This window comes from Pseudomonas sp. S10E 269 (assembly GCF_002798465.1).
In the GTDB taxonomy this organism is placed as follows: Bacteria; Pseudomonadota; Gammaproteobacteria; order Pseudomonadales; family Pseudomonadaceae; genus Aquipseudomonas; species Aquipseudomonas pergaminensis.
On the sequence record NZ_PHIJ01000001.1, the window covers coordinates 302,303 to 317,821 of the forward strand.

A 15,519-nucleotide genomic window follows, 5' to 3' on the forward strand; every position below is an offset into this window, starting at 1 on the left:
TATGCCGCGTTTCGCCGCCAACCTGTCCATGCTGTTTACCGAACAGGACTTCCTTGCCCGTTTCAAAGCGGCCGCCGATGCCGGCTTCCAAGGGGTCGAGTACCTGTTCCCGTATGAATTCAGCTCTGCCGAAATCAAGGCACAACTCGACGCCCACGGCCTGACCCAGGTGCTGTTCAACCTGCCGGCCGGTGACTGGGCCAAGGGCGAACGCGGCCTGGCGTGCCACCCGGATCGGGTCGAGGAATTCCGTGCCGGGGTCAAGCTGGCGATCGCCTATGCACAAGTACTGGGCAATACCCAGATCAACTGCCTGGCGGGCATCCGGCCACAAGGCGTTGACGACGAAACCCTGGAAAAAACCTTCGTCGCCAACCTCAAGTACGCCGCTGAAAAACTGCAAGCGGTGGGCATCAAGCTGGTGATGGAAGCGATCAACACCCGCGACATCCCAGGCTTCTACCTGAACAACACGGCGCAGGCCCTGTCGATTCGCGAGCAGGTCGGCAGCGACAACCTGTTCCTGCAATACGACATCTACCATATGCAAATCATGGAAGGCGACCTGGCCCGCACCATGGCCGCGCACTTGGAAGAGATCAACCACATCCAGCTGGCCGACAACCCGGGCCGCAACGAGCCGGGCACCGGGGAGATCAACTACCGCTTCCTGTTCGAACACCTGGACCGCATCGGTTACCAGGGTTGGGTCGGCTGCGAATACAAGCCGCTGACCACTACCGAAGCGGGTCTGGGCTGGCTCAAAACCCATAACGCCATCTAACCAACGCCCCAAAACCCCTGTGTGGGAGCGGGCTTGCTCGCGAAAGCGGTGTATCAGTCGATGCACCTGTTGAATGAAAGACCTTCGCGAGCAAGCCCGCTCCCACATTTAGACCTCCTGTGTTTGGCAGACCGAGTCAGGTCTGCCCATCGAATAAAAAGAGGAATTGATCATGGCTAAAATCGGATTCATCGGCACCGGCATCATGGGCCAACCCATGGCCGCCAACCTGCAGAAAGCAGGTCACCAACTGTTCCTCTCCGAACACCACGGCAAGGCCCCGCAAGCGCTGATCGATGCTGGCGCCGTGGCCCTGGCCAGCCCGCAGCAAGTGGCGCAGGAAGCCGAGTTCATCATTGTGATGGTGCCCGACACCCCACAGGTCGATGATGTGCTGTTCCGCAAAGACGGCGTGGCGGCAGGCCTGTCGCCAAACAAAGTCGTGATCGACATGAGCTCGATCTCCCCCACCGCCACCAAGGCGTTCGCGGCGAAGATCAACGAGGCCGGCGCGCAATACCTGGATGCGCCGGTGTCCGGTGGTGAAGTCGGCGCCAAGGCCGGCACCCTGAGCATCATGATCGGCGGCGAGCCGCAGACCTTTGAACGCGCCTTGCCGCTGTTCCAGGCCATGGGCAAGAACATCACCCTGGTGGGCGGCAATGGTGATGGCCAGACCGCCAAGGTCGCCAACCAGATCATCGTGGCGCTGAACATCCAGGCGGTGGCCGAAGCGTTGCTGTTCGCCGCCAAGAACGGCGCCGACCCGGCCAAAGTGCGTGAAGCGCTGATGGGTGGGTTTGCTTCGTCGAAAATCCTCGAAGTGCATGGCGAGCGCATGATCAAGGGCACCTTCGATCCGGGCTTTCGTATCAACCTGCACCAGAAGGACCTCAACCTGGCCCTGGCCGGTGCGAAGGAGTTGGGGATCAACCTGCCGAACACCGCCGGCACCCAGCAGGTGTTCAGTACGTGCACGGCGATTGGCGGCGGTAACTGGGACCATTCGGCGCTGATCAAAGGCCTGGAGCATATGGCGAATTTCTCGATTCGCGATAAGTAATCCACACCGCTCTTACGTTTGAAATGCGGTCGAATGTGGGAGCGGGCTTGCTCGCGAAAGCGGTAGATCAGTCAGCATGGATGTTGGATGCCAGACCGCATTCGCGAGCAAGCCCGCTCCCACATTTGATCGCATTCCGATCCGAAACGTGATGCACCCCTAATAACAAGAATCCCCGGGAGCCCGCTTATGTCGGTCGATCCGCAACACCTGCTTCGCGAGCTGTTTGCCACAGCCATCGACGCCGCCCACCCCCGGCAAGTCCTCGAACCCTACCTGCCCGCCGACCGCAGTGGCCGTGTGATCGTGATCGGTGCCGGCAAGGCCGCCGCCGCCATGGCCCTGGTTGTCGAAAACTGCTGGCAGGGCGAAGTCACCGGCCTGGTGGTCACCCGCTACGGCCATGGCGCGCCGTGCAAGAAAATCGAAGTGGTCGAAGCCGCCCACCCGGTGCCCGACGCCGCTGGCCTGGCCGTGGCCCAGCGCGTGTTGGCGTTGATCAGCAACCTTGGCGAAGACGACCGTGTGATCTTCCTGTTGTCCGGCGGCGGCTCTGCCCTGCTGGCACTGCCCGCCGAAGGCATCACCCTGGCCGACAAACAGGCCATCAACAAAGCCCTGCTCAAATCCGGCGCCACCATTGGCGAGATGAATTGCGTGCGCAAGCACCTCTCGGCGATCAAGGGCGGCCGCCTGGCGAAAGCAGCCTGGCCGGCCACGGTGTACACCTATGCGATTTCCGATGTGCCGGGCGACCAGCCCACGGTGATCGCCTCCGGCCCCACGGTCGGCGACCCGAGCACCTCGCAACAAGCCCTGGCGATTCTCAAGCGCTACCACATCGACGCCCCCGCCTCGGTGCGCAGCTGGTTGCAGAACCCGGCCTCGGAAACCGTCAAGCCCGGCGACCCGGTGCTCGCCCGCAGCCACTTCCAATTGATCGCCCGCCCCCAGCAATCCCTCGAAGCGGTGGCGGTAAAAGTCCGCCAGGCCGGGTTCAGCCCGTTGATCCTCGGCGACCTCGAAGGCGAAGCGCGGGACGTGGCCAAGGTGCACGCCGGCATCGCCCGGCAGATTGTCCAGCACGGCCAGCCGCTGGCGGCGCCGTGCGTGATCCTCTCCGGTGGCGAAACCACCGTGACCGTGCGCGGCAATGGCCGTGGCGGGCGCAATGCGGAATTCCTGCTGAGCCTCACCGACAGCCTCAAGGGCCTGCCCGGCGTGTATGCCCTGGCCGGTGACACCGACGGCATCGACGGCTCGGAAGACAACGCCGGCGCGATCATGACCCCGTGCAGTTACCGGCGCGCCGAAGCCCTCGGCCTGTCGGCCAGCGACGAGTTGGATAACAACAATGGCTACGGCTATTTCGCCGCCCTCGACGGTTTGATCGTCACCGAGCCGACGCGCACAAACGTCAACGACTTTCGCGCCATCCTGATCCTTGAGACTGCCAAACATGACGCCTGACAAAAAGGTCAAAATCCTCGCCACCCTAGGCCCGGCTACCGACGGTATCGATGACATCCGCGAGCTCGTGGAAGCCGGGGTGAATATCTTCCGGCTCAACTTCAGCCACGGCGACCACGCCGACCATGCACAACGCTACCAGTGGATTCGCCAGGTGGAGCGCCAGTTGAATTACCCGCTGGGCATCCTCATGGACCTGCAAGGGCCGAAGCTGCGGGTCGGGCGTTTTGCCGAGGGCAAGGTGCAGTTGGTGCGCGGCCAGGCCTTGCGCCTGGACCTGGACCCGACCCCGGGCGATCAGCGCCGGGTCAACCTGCCCCACCCGGAAATCATCCAGGCCCTTGAGCCCGGCATGGACTTGCTGCTGGACGACGGCAAATTGCGCCTGCGGGTGATCACCAAACATGCCGACGCCATCGACACCACCGTGCTCAATGGCGGCGAATTATCGGACCGAAAAGGCGTGAACGTCCCACAAGCCCTGCTGGAACTGAGCCCACTGACCGCCAAGGATCGGCGCGACCTGAGCTTCGGCCTGGAACTGGGTGTGGACTGGGTGGCACTGTCGTTCGTGCAGCGCCCGGAAGATATCCGCGAAGCCCGTGAGCTGATCGGCGACAAGGCCTTCCTGATGGCCAAGATCGAGAAACCCTCGGCCGTGCAGCGCCTGCAGGAAATCGCCGAACTGAGCGATGCAATCATGGTGGCCAGAGGCGACCTGGGCGTGGAAGTGCCGGCCGAGAGCGTGCCGCAGATCCAGAAGGACATCATCAGTACCTGCCGCCAGCTGGGCAAACCGGTGGTGGTGGCGACGCAGATGCTGGAGTCCATGCGCTTCTCTCCGGCGCCGACCCGTGCCGAAGTCACCGATGTCGCCAATGCCGTGGCCGAAGGCGCCGACGCGGTGATGCTGTCAGCGGAAACCGCCTCCGGCGAATACCCACTGGAAGCCGTGCAGATGATGAGCAAGATCATCCGCCAGGTGGAAAATGGCCCGGACTACCAGACCCAACTGGATGTCAGCCGGCCCAAGGCGGATGCCACGGTGTCGGACGCCATCAGCTGCGCGATCCGGCGCATCAGCAGCATCCTGCCGGTGGCGGTACTGGTGAACTACAGCGAGTCCGGCAGCTCCAGCCTGCGCGCGGCGCGGGAGCGGCCGGTAGCGCCGATCCTCAACCTCACGCCCAACCTGTCCACGGCGCGGCGCTTGAGCGTGGCGTGGGGCGTGCATTCGGTGGTCAATGACCGGCTGCGCCAGGTGGATGAGGTGTGTTCCACCGCACTGGAGATTGCCCAGGCACAGGGGATGGCGGAGCGTGGGGATACGTTGGTGATTACGGCGGGGGTGCCGTTCGGGCAGCCGGGGTCGACCAACTCTTTGCGTATAGAGACGTTGATCTAGCGCCTGTTCGGGCCCCATCGCGGGCAAGCCCGGCTCCCACATTTTGATCTGCGAACACAGTCAAATGTGGGAGCTGGCTTGCCTGCGATGGGGGCAACTCAGTCTCACTGACTAACCACCATGCACAACCCCACCTGCCCCGACTGGGCCGAAGCGCTGCTCAACGGCTTCAGCCAGATCTTCCTGCAACGCCAGCCGCTGTGCGGCCTGCTGTGCCTGCTGGCGATCCTGATCGGCGCGCCGACCTTGCTCGGCGGCGCCTTGTTGGGTGGCGTCGCGGGCTTGCTCACGGCCCAGCGCCGGGGCTATCCCAAGGCCGAGCGCCAGGCCGGGCTGTATAGCTACAACGGCGTGCTGCTGGGCTTGTTGATCAGCCAGCACTTCGCCTGGTCGGCCTTGCTGCCGCCGCTGATCCTGGCGGGCGGCGGCTTGAGTGCGATCCTCACGCGGCAATGGTTGAAGCACGCCAGCCAGCCGGATGACTTGCCGGCCTATACCGCGCCGTTTGTCCTGCTCGGCTGGTTGCTGATAGGCACAGTGCCTGACAGCACCTTTAGCCTGAGCGAACCCGACACCCTGGCCACGCTCACCGCGCCCTTCATCGGGCTGGCGCAAATCATGCTGCTGGACCAGCCAGTGGCCGGTGCCTTGATTGCACTGGGCCTGTGGCTGGCCAACCGCCGCGCCGCCGTATGGGCCTTGGTCGGCTCCGCCGCCGGCGTGCTGATAGCGCTGTGGCTGCAAGAACCCGCCAGCGCCCTGCTCGGCCTGCACAGCTACAACCCGGCATTGGCGGCGCTGGCTCTGAGCCAGGTGCGTCGCCACCCCTGGTTGCCGCTGCTCGGCATCCTGCTGGCGATCCTTCTCACCCCAGGCTTCGCCGCCCTGCACCTGCCGGCATTGACCGCACCGTTCATCCTCGCCTGCTGGCTGGTGCGCGCAGGCGGTCGCGTGCTTCAGAAACCCCGCATGGACAGGCCCTTCGAATCCCCCTAGGCTTGCTCGAACTTCGTTTCAGGCGGGATTTATGGACAGCAACAACGACTGGCGCCAGCGGCTCTACGTCATGGTTTTTCAAAGTGACACGGTCGCCGGGCGGCGCTTTGACGGCATCTTGCTGCTGATCATCCTCGCCAGCCTGGTGATCGTGATGCTCGACAGCATCGACCAGATACACCAGAACTACGCCGATGTGCTGGCCTATATCGAATGGGGCTTCACGCTGATCTTCCTGATCGAATACGGGTTGCGCCTGTATTGCTCGCCCAAGCCGTTACGCTATGCCTTCAGCTTTTATGGGCTGGTGGATTTGCTTGCCATCGTCCCCGGCATCCTTGCGCTGTATTACAGCGACGCGCAGTACCTGCTGATTATCCGCATCATTCGGATGCTGCGGATCTTCCGCGTGCTCAAGCTCAGTCCGTACCTCAAGCAGGCCAACTACCTGATGGCGGCGCTGCGCGGCAGCAAGCAGAAGATCGTGGTGTTCCTGGTCAGCGTGTGCACGCTGGTCACGGTGTTCGGCACCTTGATGTACGTGATCGAAGGCCCGGAGCATGGCTTTACCAGCATTCCCAAGGGCATCTACTGGGCCATCGTGACCCTGACCACCGTGGGCTTTGGCGACATCGTGCCAAAGACGCCGCTGGGCCAGGTGATCTCGTCGCTGGTGATGATCACCGGTTATTCGATCATTGCCGTGCCCACCGGTATTTTCACCGCTGAACTGGCGAGTGCCATGCGCGGCGAACAGCTGCAAACCGACTGCCCAGTGTGCAAGAAGAACAGCCATGAGCCGAATGCCGCCTTCTGCTCGCGCTGCGGGAGTAACCTTTTCCGTAAAGTGGAATAAGCAAAGTACGTTTTAATCTTTAAACGTCTATGCGGCGCCCGCTATAGTCGCTGGCAAATTGCCCCTACTCAATCGACCACCTTCTCGAACAACAAGGAATGAGCAGTGAAAAAACTCGTTAGCGCCTCCCTCCTGGCCGCCGGCCTTGCCCTGGCGGGCGCCGTCCAGGCCGCCCCCGTCACACTGCTCAACGTCTCCTATGACGTGATGCGCGACTTCTACAAGGACTACAACGCCGCCTTCCAGAAACACTGGGAAGCCGAGCACCCGAACGACAAACTGACCCTGCAGATGTCCTTCGGCGGCTCCAGCAAACAAGCGCGCTCGGTGATCGACGGTCTGCCGGCTGACGTGATCACCATGAACATGGCTACCGACATCAACGCGTTGGTCGACAACGGCAAACTGGTGCCGGACAACTGGGTCACCCGCCTGCCGAACAACAGCGCACCGTTCACCTCCGCCACCGTATTCATCGTGCGCAAAGGCAACCCGAAAGCACTGAAAGACTGGCCGGATCTGTTGAAAGACGGCGTGCAGGTGATCGTGCCCAACCCGAAAACCTCGGGTAATGGGCGCTACACCTACCTGTCGGCCTGGGGCTATGTGCTGAAGAACGGCGGCGACGAAAACAAGGCCAAGGCCTTTGTCGGCAAGTTGTTCAAGCAGGCACCGGTGCTGGACACCGGCGGCCGTGCCGCCACCACGACCTTCATGACCAACCAGATTGGCGACGTGCTAGTGACCTTCGAGAACGAAGCCGAGATGATCGCCCGTGAATTCGGCCGTGATCAGTTCGAAGTGATCTACCCAAGCGTCTCCGCCGAAGCCGAGCCGCCGGTGTCGGTGGTCGACAAAGTGGTCGAGAAGAAAGGCACCCGCGTGGCCGCCGAGGACTACCTGAAATACCTGTGGTCGCCGGAAGGCCAGGAAATCGCCGCCAACAACTACCTGCGTCCACGTGACCCGAAAGTGCTGGCCAAGTACACCGACCGCTTCCCGAAAGTCGACTTCCTGTCGGTAGAGAAGACCTTTGGTGACTGGCGTACCGTGCAGAAGACCCACTTCAATGATGGTGGGGTGTTTGACCAGATCTACTCCGGTCAATAACTGAATAAACGCGGTAAAACAGTGGGAGCGGGCTTGCTCGCGAATGCGGTGTGTCAGTCAACAGATTCATTGGCTGATCCACCGCATTCGCGAGCAAGCCCACTCCCACATTTGGTTCTGCGCCAGACTTTACATTGGCGGTGTCACACCATCTTTACCGGCTGAGATGGCCTGCGCGGTAATGGTCCCATCCGCCCCCTGCGCCGCAAACAACACCACCTTTACCCCCGGCTTGAGCAGGCTGCGATCGCCCGGTTCCAGGTTGACGATCGGCACATCCTCCGGCACCACGATCTTCTGTTCGCCGCCTTTGTATTTCACGGTCAACGTCCGCCCGTTGCTGACCACCAGGTCGCCGACGGTGCCGTTGGTCATGCTGCTGCCTTCCTTCAAATCAAATGCACGATGCCCGTCGCCGGTGCCGGCCATGGCCGGTGGAAACACGTGCACTTCCAGCGCCGTCAGGCTGCCGTCGGCGTTGGGCATGGCGGCTGAGCCGATGTAGCTGCCCGGCTTGATCTCATCGATCTTGGCCAGGGTGACTGCGCGCACCTGGGTAGCCGGGGTGAGGTGCACGATGACCTCCTCACCGCTATTGACCTTGACGTGCATCGCGTCGCCCTCCATCGCCGTAATGGCGCCGCGTACACCTACGCGTGGGGCTTCGGCAGCCTGGGCCAGGCCCACGGCCATGGCGGCGGCGAGCGTGGAAGCCAGGAGCATTTTGTTCAACGTGATTTTCATGACCATCAATTTCCTGTTTCGGCAGTTGTGCCTGAATGTATCATCACCCTTCGCGCAGAAAGTTAACGATTCACTCATCATTACCGGGCATGAGTGTTATCACTGCCAGCGGCCTACCCGGGCTACGGTGTTGTCTTTAGGCTCGCACCACTTTCCTTCGCTTTTATGAGAACACCATGAACGCTACGTCCCACGCTACAACCACCATGACCCGGAGCATGGTGATGCTGTTCGCGTTTTGCTGCGGTGCCATCGTTGCCAACATCTACTACGCACAACCGATCATTGAACTGATCGCCCCGGACATCGGCCTCACACCCGCCATGGCCAGCCTGATCGTGTCGCTGACGCAAATCGGCTACGCCCTGGGCCTGTTTTTCCTGGTGCCGTTGGGTGATCTGCTGGAAAACCGCAAGCTGATGATTGCCACCACCGTGCTCGCCATCGTCAGCCTGTTGGGTGCAGCGGTCACCGAGCAGCCGAACCTGTTCCTGCTGGTGTCGCTGCTGATCGGTTTCAGCTCGGTGTCGGTGCAAATCCTGATTCCGCTGGCCGCGCACCTGGCGCCCGCCGAGTCCCGTGGCCGGGTGGTCGGTAGCATCATGGGCGGCCTGTTGCTCGGTATCCTGCTGGCACGGCCGGTGTCCAGCGTGGTGGCGGACCACTTCGGCTGGCGCGCGATGTTCATGGCGGCGGCGGCGTTGATGGCGTTTATCAGCGTGGTGCTGCTGATCACCATCCCCAAGCGCCAACCCGACCACAGCGCCAGCTATGGTCAACTGTTGCGCTCCCTCGGCACCTTGCTGCGTGAGCAGCCGGTATTGCGCCAACGAGCGTTCTACCAAGGCTGCATGTTCGCCACCTTCAGCCTGTTCTGGACCGCCGTCCCACTGGAACTGGCGCGCAACCACGGCCTGAGCCAAAGCGAGATCGCCCTGTTCGCCCTGGTCGGTGCACTGGGCGCTATCGCCGCACCCATCGCCGGCCGCCTGGCCGATGCCGGTCACACCCACCGCGCTTCGCTGCTGGCCATGCTGTTCGCCGCGCTGAGTTTCCTGCCGGCTTTCGTGCACCCGTTGTACAGCGTGATCGGCCTGGCGGTGACGGGTGTGGTCCTGGACTTCTGTGTGCAGATGAACATGGTGCTCGGCCAACGCGCCATCTACGCCCTGGACGCCAACAGCCGCAGCCGCCTGAACGCGCTATACATGACCAGTATTTTCATCGGCGGCGCCTTCGGCTCGGCGATTGCCAGCAGCGTGTATGAACATGGCGGCTGGCTGGGAGTGATGCTGGTGGGCAGTGCATTCCCGCTGGTGGCGTTGCTGCGTTTTCTGAGTGCTTCCCGTGAGACGTCAGCAGCAACTGCCTGAGGTATTGGCGCCCTTTACCAAAGCCGCCCGCCAGTGATGTAGGGCAGCTTTGGCTGGGTCATCGCCCAAGAGGACGCAGTGCCCTCAAGTACGTGAGGATAGCGACCGGTAATAGGCTGAGTTCAACTTCATCCCCACAATGTCCCCGGCCCTTATCACCTTAGGACTGTTGACAAGAAAATCGGTGTACTGGTCTCCATCCAAATCAACGGCAACCCAGTACCGATCGTCTTCATATGACTTCCTGATGTATACCTCACCCGCCCTACCCGAGAACCTTTCTACCTGTGTCAACGTGACTCCCGACTTTGCAGCCATGTTGGAGATATCAAGCTTATCCTTGCCACTTATGAAGTCATCCAAGGTATCGAACTTGCGGCAGTTCGATTCAGAAGCAGAATTGTAGGTGTGCGTCTTGCCGTCCCTAGCGTCTTTTGTATCGCCCTCTCTTTTTGTCCTTGGCGTATCGGACGTTGAAGGAGGGGTTGGATCCGTCGCTGTCGGCGTACCTTTGGTTGAGGTCGGCGTGGGTTCGATTGGGATGGTTGGCTCAGGCGTGACCAACAAATCCATGTAATGAATTTTCCCTTTACTCTTCACCTGAAAGTCGGGTTTTCCATTCCCTGTCATGTCGATAGACAAACTCCCCTCAGCGGTGCTCTCGTTGTAGCTCAACACGGCATCGCCAGCGCGGCCGGTAAAGGAGTCAACCACATAAAGATGTTTCAAGGCCGCGCGGTTCAACAACTCGTACAGGCCTATTTTGTCAGTGCCGCTGACAAAATCCAGAATCTGATCAGGCGACTCTGGCGTGGAATCTGCGACGCCTTCAAAGACAAAAACATCTGCCCCGCCCCCGCCTTCAAGCGTGTCCGCTCCATTCCCACCCTTGAGGCGATTGCCGACCTCGTTACCGATCAGGGTGTCATCACCGGAACCACCGACAGCATTTTCCACCGTGACGCCTTTGGCGATAGAAACATTGTTATTCATGCCTCCGACGTCCGAAAAGGATTCGGTATTCAGGTTGATCTTCTGATTTTGGCGAAAACCGGAGAAGTCCAGGGTATCGATCCCACCACTGTCCCAAACGTTGAAAATAGGTTTGTCCTTGGCGCTCTCAAGACTGTAGAAGTCTCGACCGGTATTGGAATTGAAACCGTAGATCGTGTTGGTTTTTCGAGTATCGGTGTTCGCACCGTATAACCTCTGCACCGCAGCGATATCGTGCAGCATGGGCGCAGCGATTTTCTTCCCGTTGTAAGGATGATCGCCAAAAGACGCATTGCGGTAGCTCATGGCGGTGTAGGCGGTTGAGTCCTCCTGATAACTCGGGCCCGCTCCGTGAGGATGCTCAAGGCCAAGGGCATGACCGAGTTCATGGACCGCTACCAGATCAAACTGCGTCCCATGTTCCAGCTTTCCATCAGCACCGCCAGTACCGATATTAACCGATCCCACCGAGTTCCCCGTGGGCAGGGACGCGACGCCCCCACCGAATCCTGGTATGGCTGAGATATTGAGGGAGCCATCACGCCCTTGGGCATTCTCCTTGAACGTCACGTTGGTCACCTCCGCCCAGGACTTGAGACTCTCCCTGATCCGCGCCTTCTGATCGGAGGTGAATCTCGCGTCCAACGTATAAGATAGGTCGACTTTCCCATCGTTGTCTTTATCCCTCCATTTAAGCCCCCTTCGAGTAAGATGTTTCGCCGCCTGATCCGTCGTGTAGGAAGTTTGACCCATCGCCGATCTCATAGCGTGATAATTCAAAGCCCCAGCCGTGCTCGCAACTGTGGGAATATTTGTTGTTTTCATGAACCGCCCTCTGGATTTTCAGTAGCAACAAGACAACGCTCTACATAAGAGCAACTTACTAACAAACACACTATTAACTCAGCTGCAAAATCGCACGTAATAAATACGCCAAACAAGCACATTACTTATACAAAGTGAAACGCTGGCCACTCACTGAAAACAAATAACCGATTAAAATTTATATCAACTTCTGTTCTTAGAAACTGTTAACGACTGGTGACAGTGTTTACATTTACAAGCGTTTACCGGAACCACCCGAATATCCACTTCGCGGCGCTCGAGATACCCGACAGTATTTGTTTGCCCACCCGCTCTAGCAGCCCGGGACCGTACCCTGGAGCCGGGTGGGGAACCGGTTCTGGCGTGGAGTCTGGCCCGGGATCAGGTTCCGGTTCTGGAGTGGGCTCAGCCGTGGGTTCGAGCGTGGGTAAGGGCGTCACAGCCGCGCTCTCACCGCTCCAGATCACATCCGCCTGCTTGATTTCACCCTGGCTGGTGATCAACAGGTCAGCCTTACCCTTGCCCTTGGTATCCACAGACAGTGTGGAACGCCCGGTTGCCGCGTCGTGACTGAGCACGGCGTCGCCCGCACGCCCACTGAGGGCATCAGCGAAGGTCAACGACGTGAGACCCGCCTCTCGAAGTACGCCGGCCACATCGATTCTGTCGCTGCCGCTGGTGAAGTCCTGGATAAAATCAGGTGCCTGCGGTGTTGAATCGCTGACGCGGTCGTACACAAACGTGTCGGCACCTGCACCGCCGCGTAACGTGTCGCTGCCGCCTCCACCCTTCAAGCGGTTATTGGCGTGGTTACCCGTCAACGAATCGCTGCCGGAACCGCCAATGGCATTCTCCACGACCACGCCCTTGGCGATCGACACGTTCCCCCGTAGCCCCCCGACATCCGAAAACGCCTCGGCATTGAGGTTGATGTTTTGTCTGTGGCCAAAGCCGGAAAAATCCAGGGTGTCCTCGCCGCCGCCATCCCAGACGCTGAACACGGGTTCGTCGCGGGCGCTCTTGAGGCTGTAGTGCTCACGCTCGGTGTTGGAGTTGAACCCATAAACAGTGTTGGTATTACGAGTGCGCATATTCGCCCCGTACAGGCGCTGGAGGGCCGCAATATCGTCAATCATGGCCGCAGCCGGTTGCTGTCGGTTGAAGTCATGCCCCGGTTGCTTACGCTCCGACCAATAGCTCATGACGCTGCGGGCCTTGGTGTCCTGCGCATAGTCAGCATTGAACTCATAACTTCCACCGCCGTTATAACGGCCCGGATGTTCCAGGCCCAGGGTGTGCCCCAATTCATGGACCAACAAGGACAAGAAGTGACTACCCACTTTAGGGTTGGCGCCCGCGCCTCCTGTGCCTACATTTGCCGTTACGTTCGATTGGTACTGGTTGGGAAAGTCTGCCCAGCCCGACCAGGAACCCGGCATGCCTCTTATGACAATGGCCCCATCCACATGGGCACTGTTTTCGATAAAGGAAATGTTGGCAACGTCGGCATAAGACTTCAATACCTGCCGGGCACGTTCTTTCTGATGCGCGGTAAAACCGCTAGAGAAACTAAAGCCCACCACAACTTTACCGTCTCGATTTCGATCATGAAACTTGAAGTTACCTCGCGTTATCTGCTTAGCCGCCTGATCGGTATTTAACGACTTCTTATTACTTGGCCATCGGAAAGCGCCGTTATCAAACGCTGACATCAGGGCGTGCGACGGGTGCGCAGGCGGTTGCTGGGAAGGCTGCCTGACCGGAATATGCATGACGATTAATACTCTGGGTGGTGAAGAGCAATCCGTCCATGTAGGTGAAATACAAACGCTGACCCATCCGTTGTCAGGTGAATAAAACTCCCAAATTAATCACCCCTTCGCCACCCCTATTGTTTTGCAATACCGCTTAATAAACACACCCGTAAAAAAAACACACCACTGCCATTAGAAAACCTGTTATCTCGACATACTAAAATCGATAGACACTTGATTTTCCGCACGAAAAACCTTGTGAACAAACAACTAAATTCAGTCAGGATCTTAATTTCAAACATTAGGAAACCAACCAAACATACTTGAATAAAATCAGGCGAAAGTACCGCCCTTATCTGACAGCCTCGCCTCCAGCCGTTCGCGTTGCTGCCCAGTCATGGCCTGACTGCCCTAGGACCGCACCAACTTCTCCAATGCCGCGTCCGCCAAGAATGACGAGCGGCTTTTGACCTTGTGCTCTCGCACATAGCGGTCGATGCGCTGGATGACATAACCGGGCAGGGTCACATTGACCTTCTCGGTTTTGCCCAGGTAGGGCGTGACGTCCAGTTCCAACATACCCCAGCCCATCCCGGCGTAGTCCTCGTGGGCATGGTACTGGGCGACCGACGTGGGCATCGGAATCGTCCCGCCCTCTGCGGCGATCTCTTGCAGCATGATGTGCGCGACTTCCACGGCGGCGTTGTACGCCTCTTCAAAACTGTCCCCGGCGGTGACTGCACCTGGGATATCGGGGATCTGGATACCGGTGGCAGTGAAGTCATCGCCCCATTCGATACAGATTGGGTATTGCATGAATGTTCTCCTTAAAACTGAAACAAGCCGGCGCGTTTCCTGATGCTTCTGACGGTGCCCAGCGGCAAGTCCTTCTTTGGATGGGGCACTGGAACGGTGTACGGGCTATAGCGATGGGTAAAAATATGATGACTTCCCGTGACCCGATCCAGCACCCAACCTGCCTCTTGCAGTTCCTTGATCAATAACCTGCTTTGCACCCGAGCCTCCTTGGCTTGGCCTGAATAAAAGTAACCCTGGAGTTATCTTTACTCAAGCACAAAATTCACACGCCTGACTGACGGCTGTTTTACTGAATATTGAAAGTACGCTACGGGAAACGCATGACACCGGCAGCCCATCGTCTTAGGCTTGAGCGCCGCCCAGCCAACAGGAACACCCGATGGACCGTCTCACTGCCATGGAAACCTTCGTTCACGTCGTTGAGACCGGCTCTTTCTCGGCCGCTGCCAAGCGCCTGGGCATCGGCCAGCCCGCCGTGTCCAAAAGCATCGCGCAATTGGAAGCACGCCTGGCCGTGCGGTTGGTGCTGCGTTCGACCAGGGGCCTGACGCCCACCGAGGCAGGCCTGGCGTTTTTCGAAAAAGCCAAGAGCGCGATTTTCGAAGCCGACGAAGCTGACGAGGCCGCGCGTGGCGCGGGTGCAGGATTAACGGGCAACCTGCGGGTCAGCGCCGGCGTGACATTCTCCCGCATGCGGATCATTCCCAATCTGGGACCCTTCCTTGACCAGCACCCTGGCCTGAACATCGACGTGTTGCTCGACGACCGCATCCTCAACCTGGTTGAAGATGGCATCGACGTCGCCCTGCGTATCGGCAACCTGAGTGACTCCGGTCTTACTGCTCGCCGGCTAGGCCAAAGCCCAAGCCGGGTGTTCGGCACACCGGCCTACTTCGAACGTTTCGGCGAGCCACAAAGCCCGGCAGATATCCTCAACCACCAGGCCGTGATCTACAGCCTCGGGGAGAGCCCGCTCTGGCCCTTCAAACAAGGCCCGCACGAGCAGGCCATAGCTGCTCGCGGGCGCTTGCGCGTCACTTCTTCCGAAGGCTTGCGCGCTGGCGTGCTCGCCCACCACGGCCTAGCGATGACGTCCGAATGGATGTTCGGCCCGGAATTGGCCAGGGGCGAGGTGAAAGCCGTGTTGACCGACTGGGAACTCCCGCCGAAGGATCTCTGGGCGGTACTACCGACGGGTCGAATGCCGAGTGCCAAGGCCAAGGCGTTTATCGAATACGTTGAAGGGTTAATGGCGTAGCGCCGTCCTGTATCCGTCGAGTGAATCGAATACCGATCACCTGTAGGCGCCGGCAAGCCGGCTCCTACG

Annotated in this window: 14 protein-coding genes; 9 read left to right on the top strand and 5 right to left on the bottom strand. The window is 59.7% G+C overall.

Annotation, left to right across the window (positions count from 1 at the left end; genetic code table 11):
• Position 1: 1 nt before the first annotated feature.
• From hyi to CWC48_RS01480, 7 genes are all read left to right on the top strand, one after another.
• Positions 2-784 (top strand): hydroxypyruvate isomerase, encoded by a 783-nt coding sequence (hyi, locus tag CWC48_RS01450; RefSeq protein ID WP_078047616.1) that lies wholly within the window; start codon positions 2-4, stop codon positions 782-784.
• A gap of 172 nt (positions 785-956) precedes the next feature.
• Positions 957-1,847, top strand: coding sequence for a 2-hydroxy-3-oxopropionate reductase (locus CWC48_RS01455; RefSeq protein WP_100491190.1), 891 nt, complete (start codon positions 957-959; stop codon positions 1,845-1,847).
• Positions 1,848-2,036: 189 nt separating this feature from the next.
• Positions 2,037-3,317, top strand: a complete 1,281-nt coding sequence (locus CWC48_RS01460; protein WP_100491191.1) for a glycerate kinase — start codon at positions 2,037-2,039, stop codon at positions 3,315-3,317.
• Positions 3,307-4,722, top strand: coding sequence for a pyruvate kinase (gene pyk / locus CWC48_RS01465; protein ID WP_078047613.1), 1,416 nt, complete (start codon positions 3,307-3,309; stop codon positions 4,720-4,722). Before CWC48_RS01460 ends, pyk begins: the two co-directional genes overlap by 11 nt.
• Positions 4,723-4,842: 120 nt before the next feature.
• Positions 4,843-5,718, top strand: coding sequence for an urea transporter (locus tag CWC48_RS01470; RefSeq protein WP_099492432.1), 876 nt, complete (start codon positions 4,843-4,845; stop codon positions 5,716-5,718).
• 31 nt (positions 5,719-5,749) lie between these two features.
• The gene (locus CWC48_RS01475) at positions 5,750-6,574 is read left to right on the top strand and encodes an ion transporter (protein WP_028615697.1); all 825 of its coding nucleotides are present in this window, start codon (positions 5,750-5,752) and stop codon (positions 6,572-6,574) included.
• A gap of 105 nt (positions 6,575-6,679) precedes the next feature.
• Positions 6,680-7,684: a sulfate ABC transporter substrate-binding protein gene (locus CWC48_RS01480; protein ID WP_033897617.1), complete on the top strand. Its 1,005-nt coding sequence runs from the start codon at positions 6,680-6,682 to the stop codon at positions 7,682-7,684.
• Between the two features lie 129 nt (positions 7,685-7,813).
• Here the strand turns inward: CWC48_RS01480 and CWC48_RS01485 are convergent, their stop codons facing one another.
• On the bottom strand, positions 7,814-8,428 hold the full coding sequence (locus CWC48_RS01485; protein ID WP_078047611.1) for a DUF5666 domain-containing protein: 615 nt from the start codon (positions 8,426-8,428) through the stop codon (positions 7,814-7,816).
• A gap of 176 nt (positions 8,429-8,604) precedes the next feature.
• On the opposite strand from CWC48_RS01485, the gene CWC48_RS01490 reads away from it, so the two are divergent.
• Positions 8,605-9,801 carry an MFS transporter gene (locus tag CWC48_RS01490; RefSeq protein ID WP_100491192.1) on the top strand — a complete coding sequence of 399 codons (1,197 nt, stop codon included), beginning with the start codon at positions 8,605-8,607 and terminating at the stop codon, positions 9,799-9,801.
• An 84-nt stretch (positions 9,802-9,885) separates the two neighbouring features.
• Here CWC48_RS01490 and CWC48_RS01495 read toward each other — a convergent pair whose 3' ends face one another.
• The 4 genes from CWC48_RS01495 to CWC48_RS01510 form a co-directional block, all read right to left on the bottom strand.
• Complete coding sequence (locus tag CWC48_RS01495; RefSeq protein ID WP_100491193.1) at positions 9,886-11,619, bottom strand: M10 family metallopeptidase C-terminal domain-containing protein; 1,734 nt, start codon at positions 11,617-11,619, stop codon at positions 9,886-9,888.
• Positions 11,620-11,861: 242 nt separating this feature from the next.
• Positions 11,862-13,391 carry a M10 family metallopeptidase C-terminal domain-containing protein gene (locus tag CWC48_RS01500; RefSeq protein WP_100491194.1) on the bottom strand — a complete coding sequence of 510 codons (1,530 nt, stop codon included), beginning with the start codon at positions 13,389-13,391 and terminating at the stop codon, positions 11,862-11,864.
• Positions 13,392-13,784: 393 nt separating this feature from the next.
• On the bottom strand, positions 13,785-14,189 hold the full coding sequence (locus CWC48_RS01505) for a type II toxin-antitoxin system HicB family antitoxin (protein WP_078047607.1): 405 nt from the start codon (positions 14,187-14,189) through the stop codon (positions 13,785-13,787).
• 11 nt (positions 14,190-14,200) lie between these two features.
• Positions 14,201-14,389: a type II toxin-antitoxin system HicA family toxin gene (locus CWC48_RS01510; RefSeq protein ID WP_100491195.1), complete on the bottom strand. Its 189-nt coding sequence runs from the start codon at positions 14,387-14,389 to the stop codon at positions 14,201-14,203.
• 182 nt (positions 14,390-14,571) lie between these two features.
• Between CWC48_RS01510 and CWC48_RS01515 the strand changes: the two genes are divergently transcribed.
• Positions 14,572-15,450, top strand: a complete 879-nt coding sequence (locus tag CWC48_RS01515; protein WP_100491196.1) for a LysR family transcriptional regulator — start codon at positions 14,572-14,574, stop codon at positions 15,448-15,450.
• Positions 15,451-15,519 lie beyond the last annotated feature (69 nt).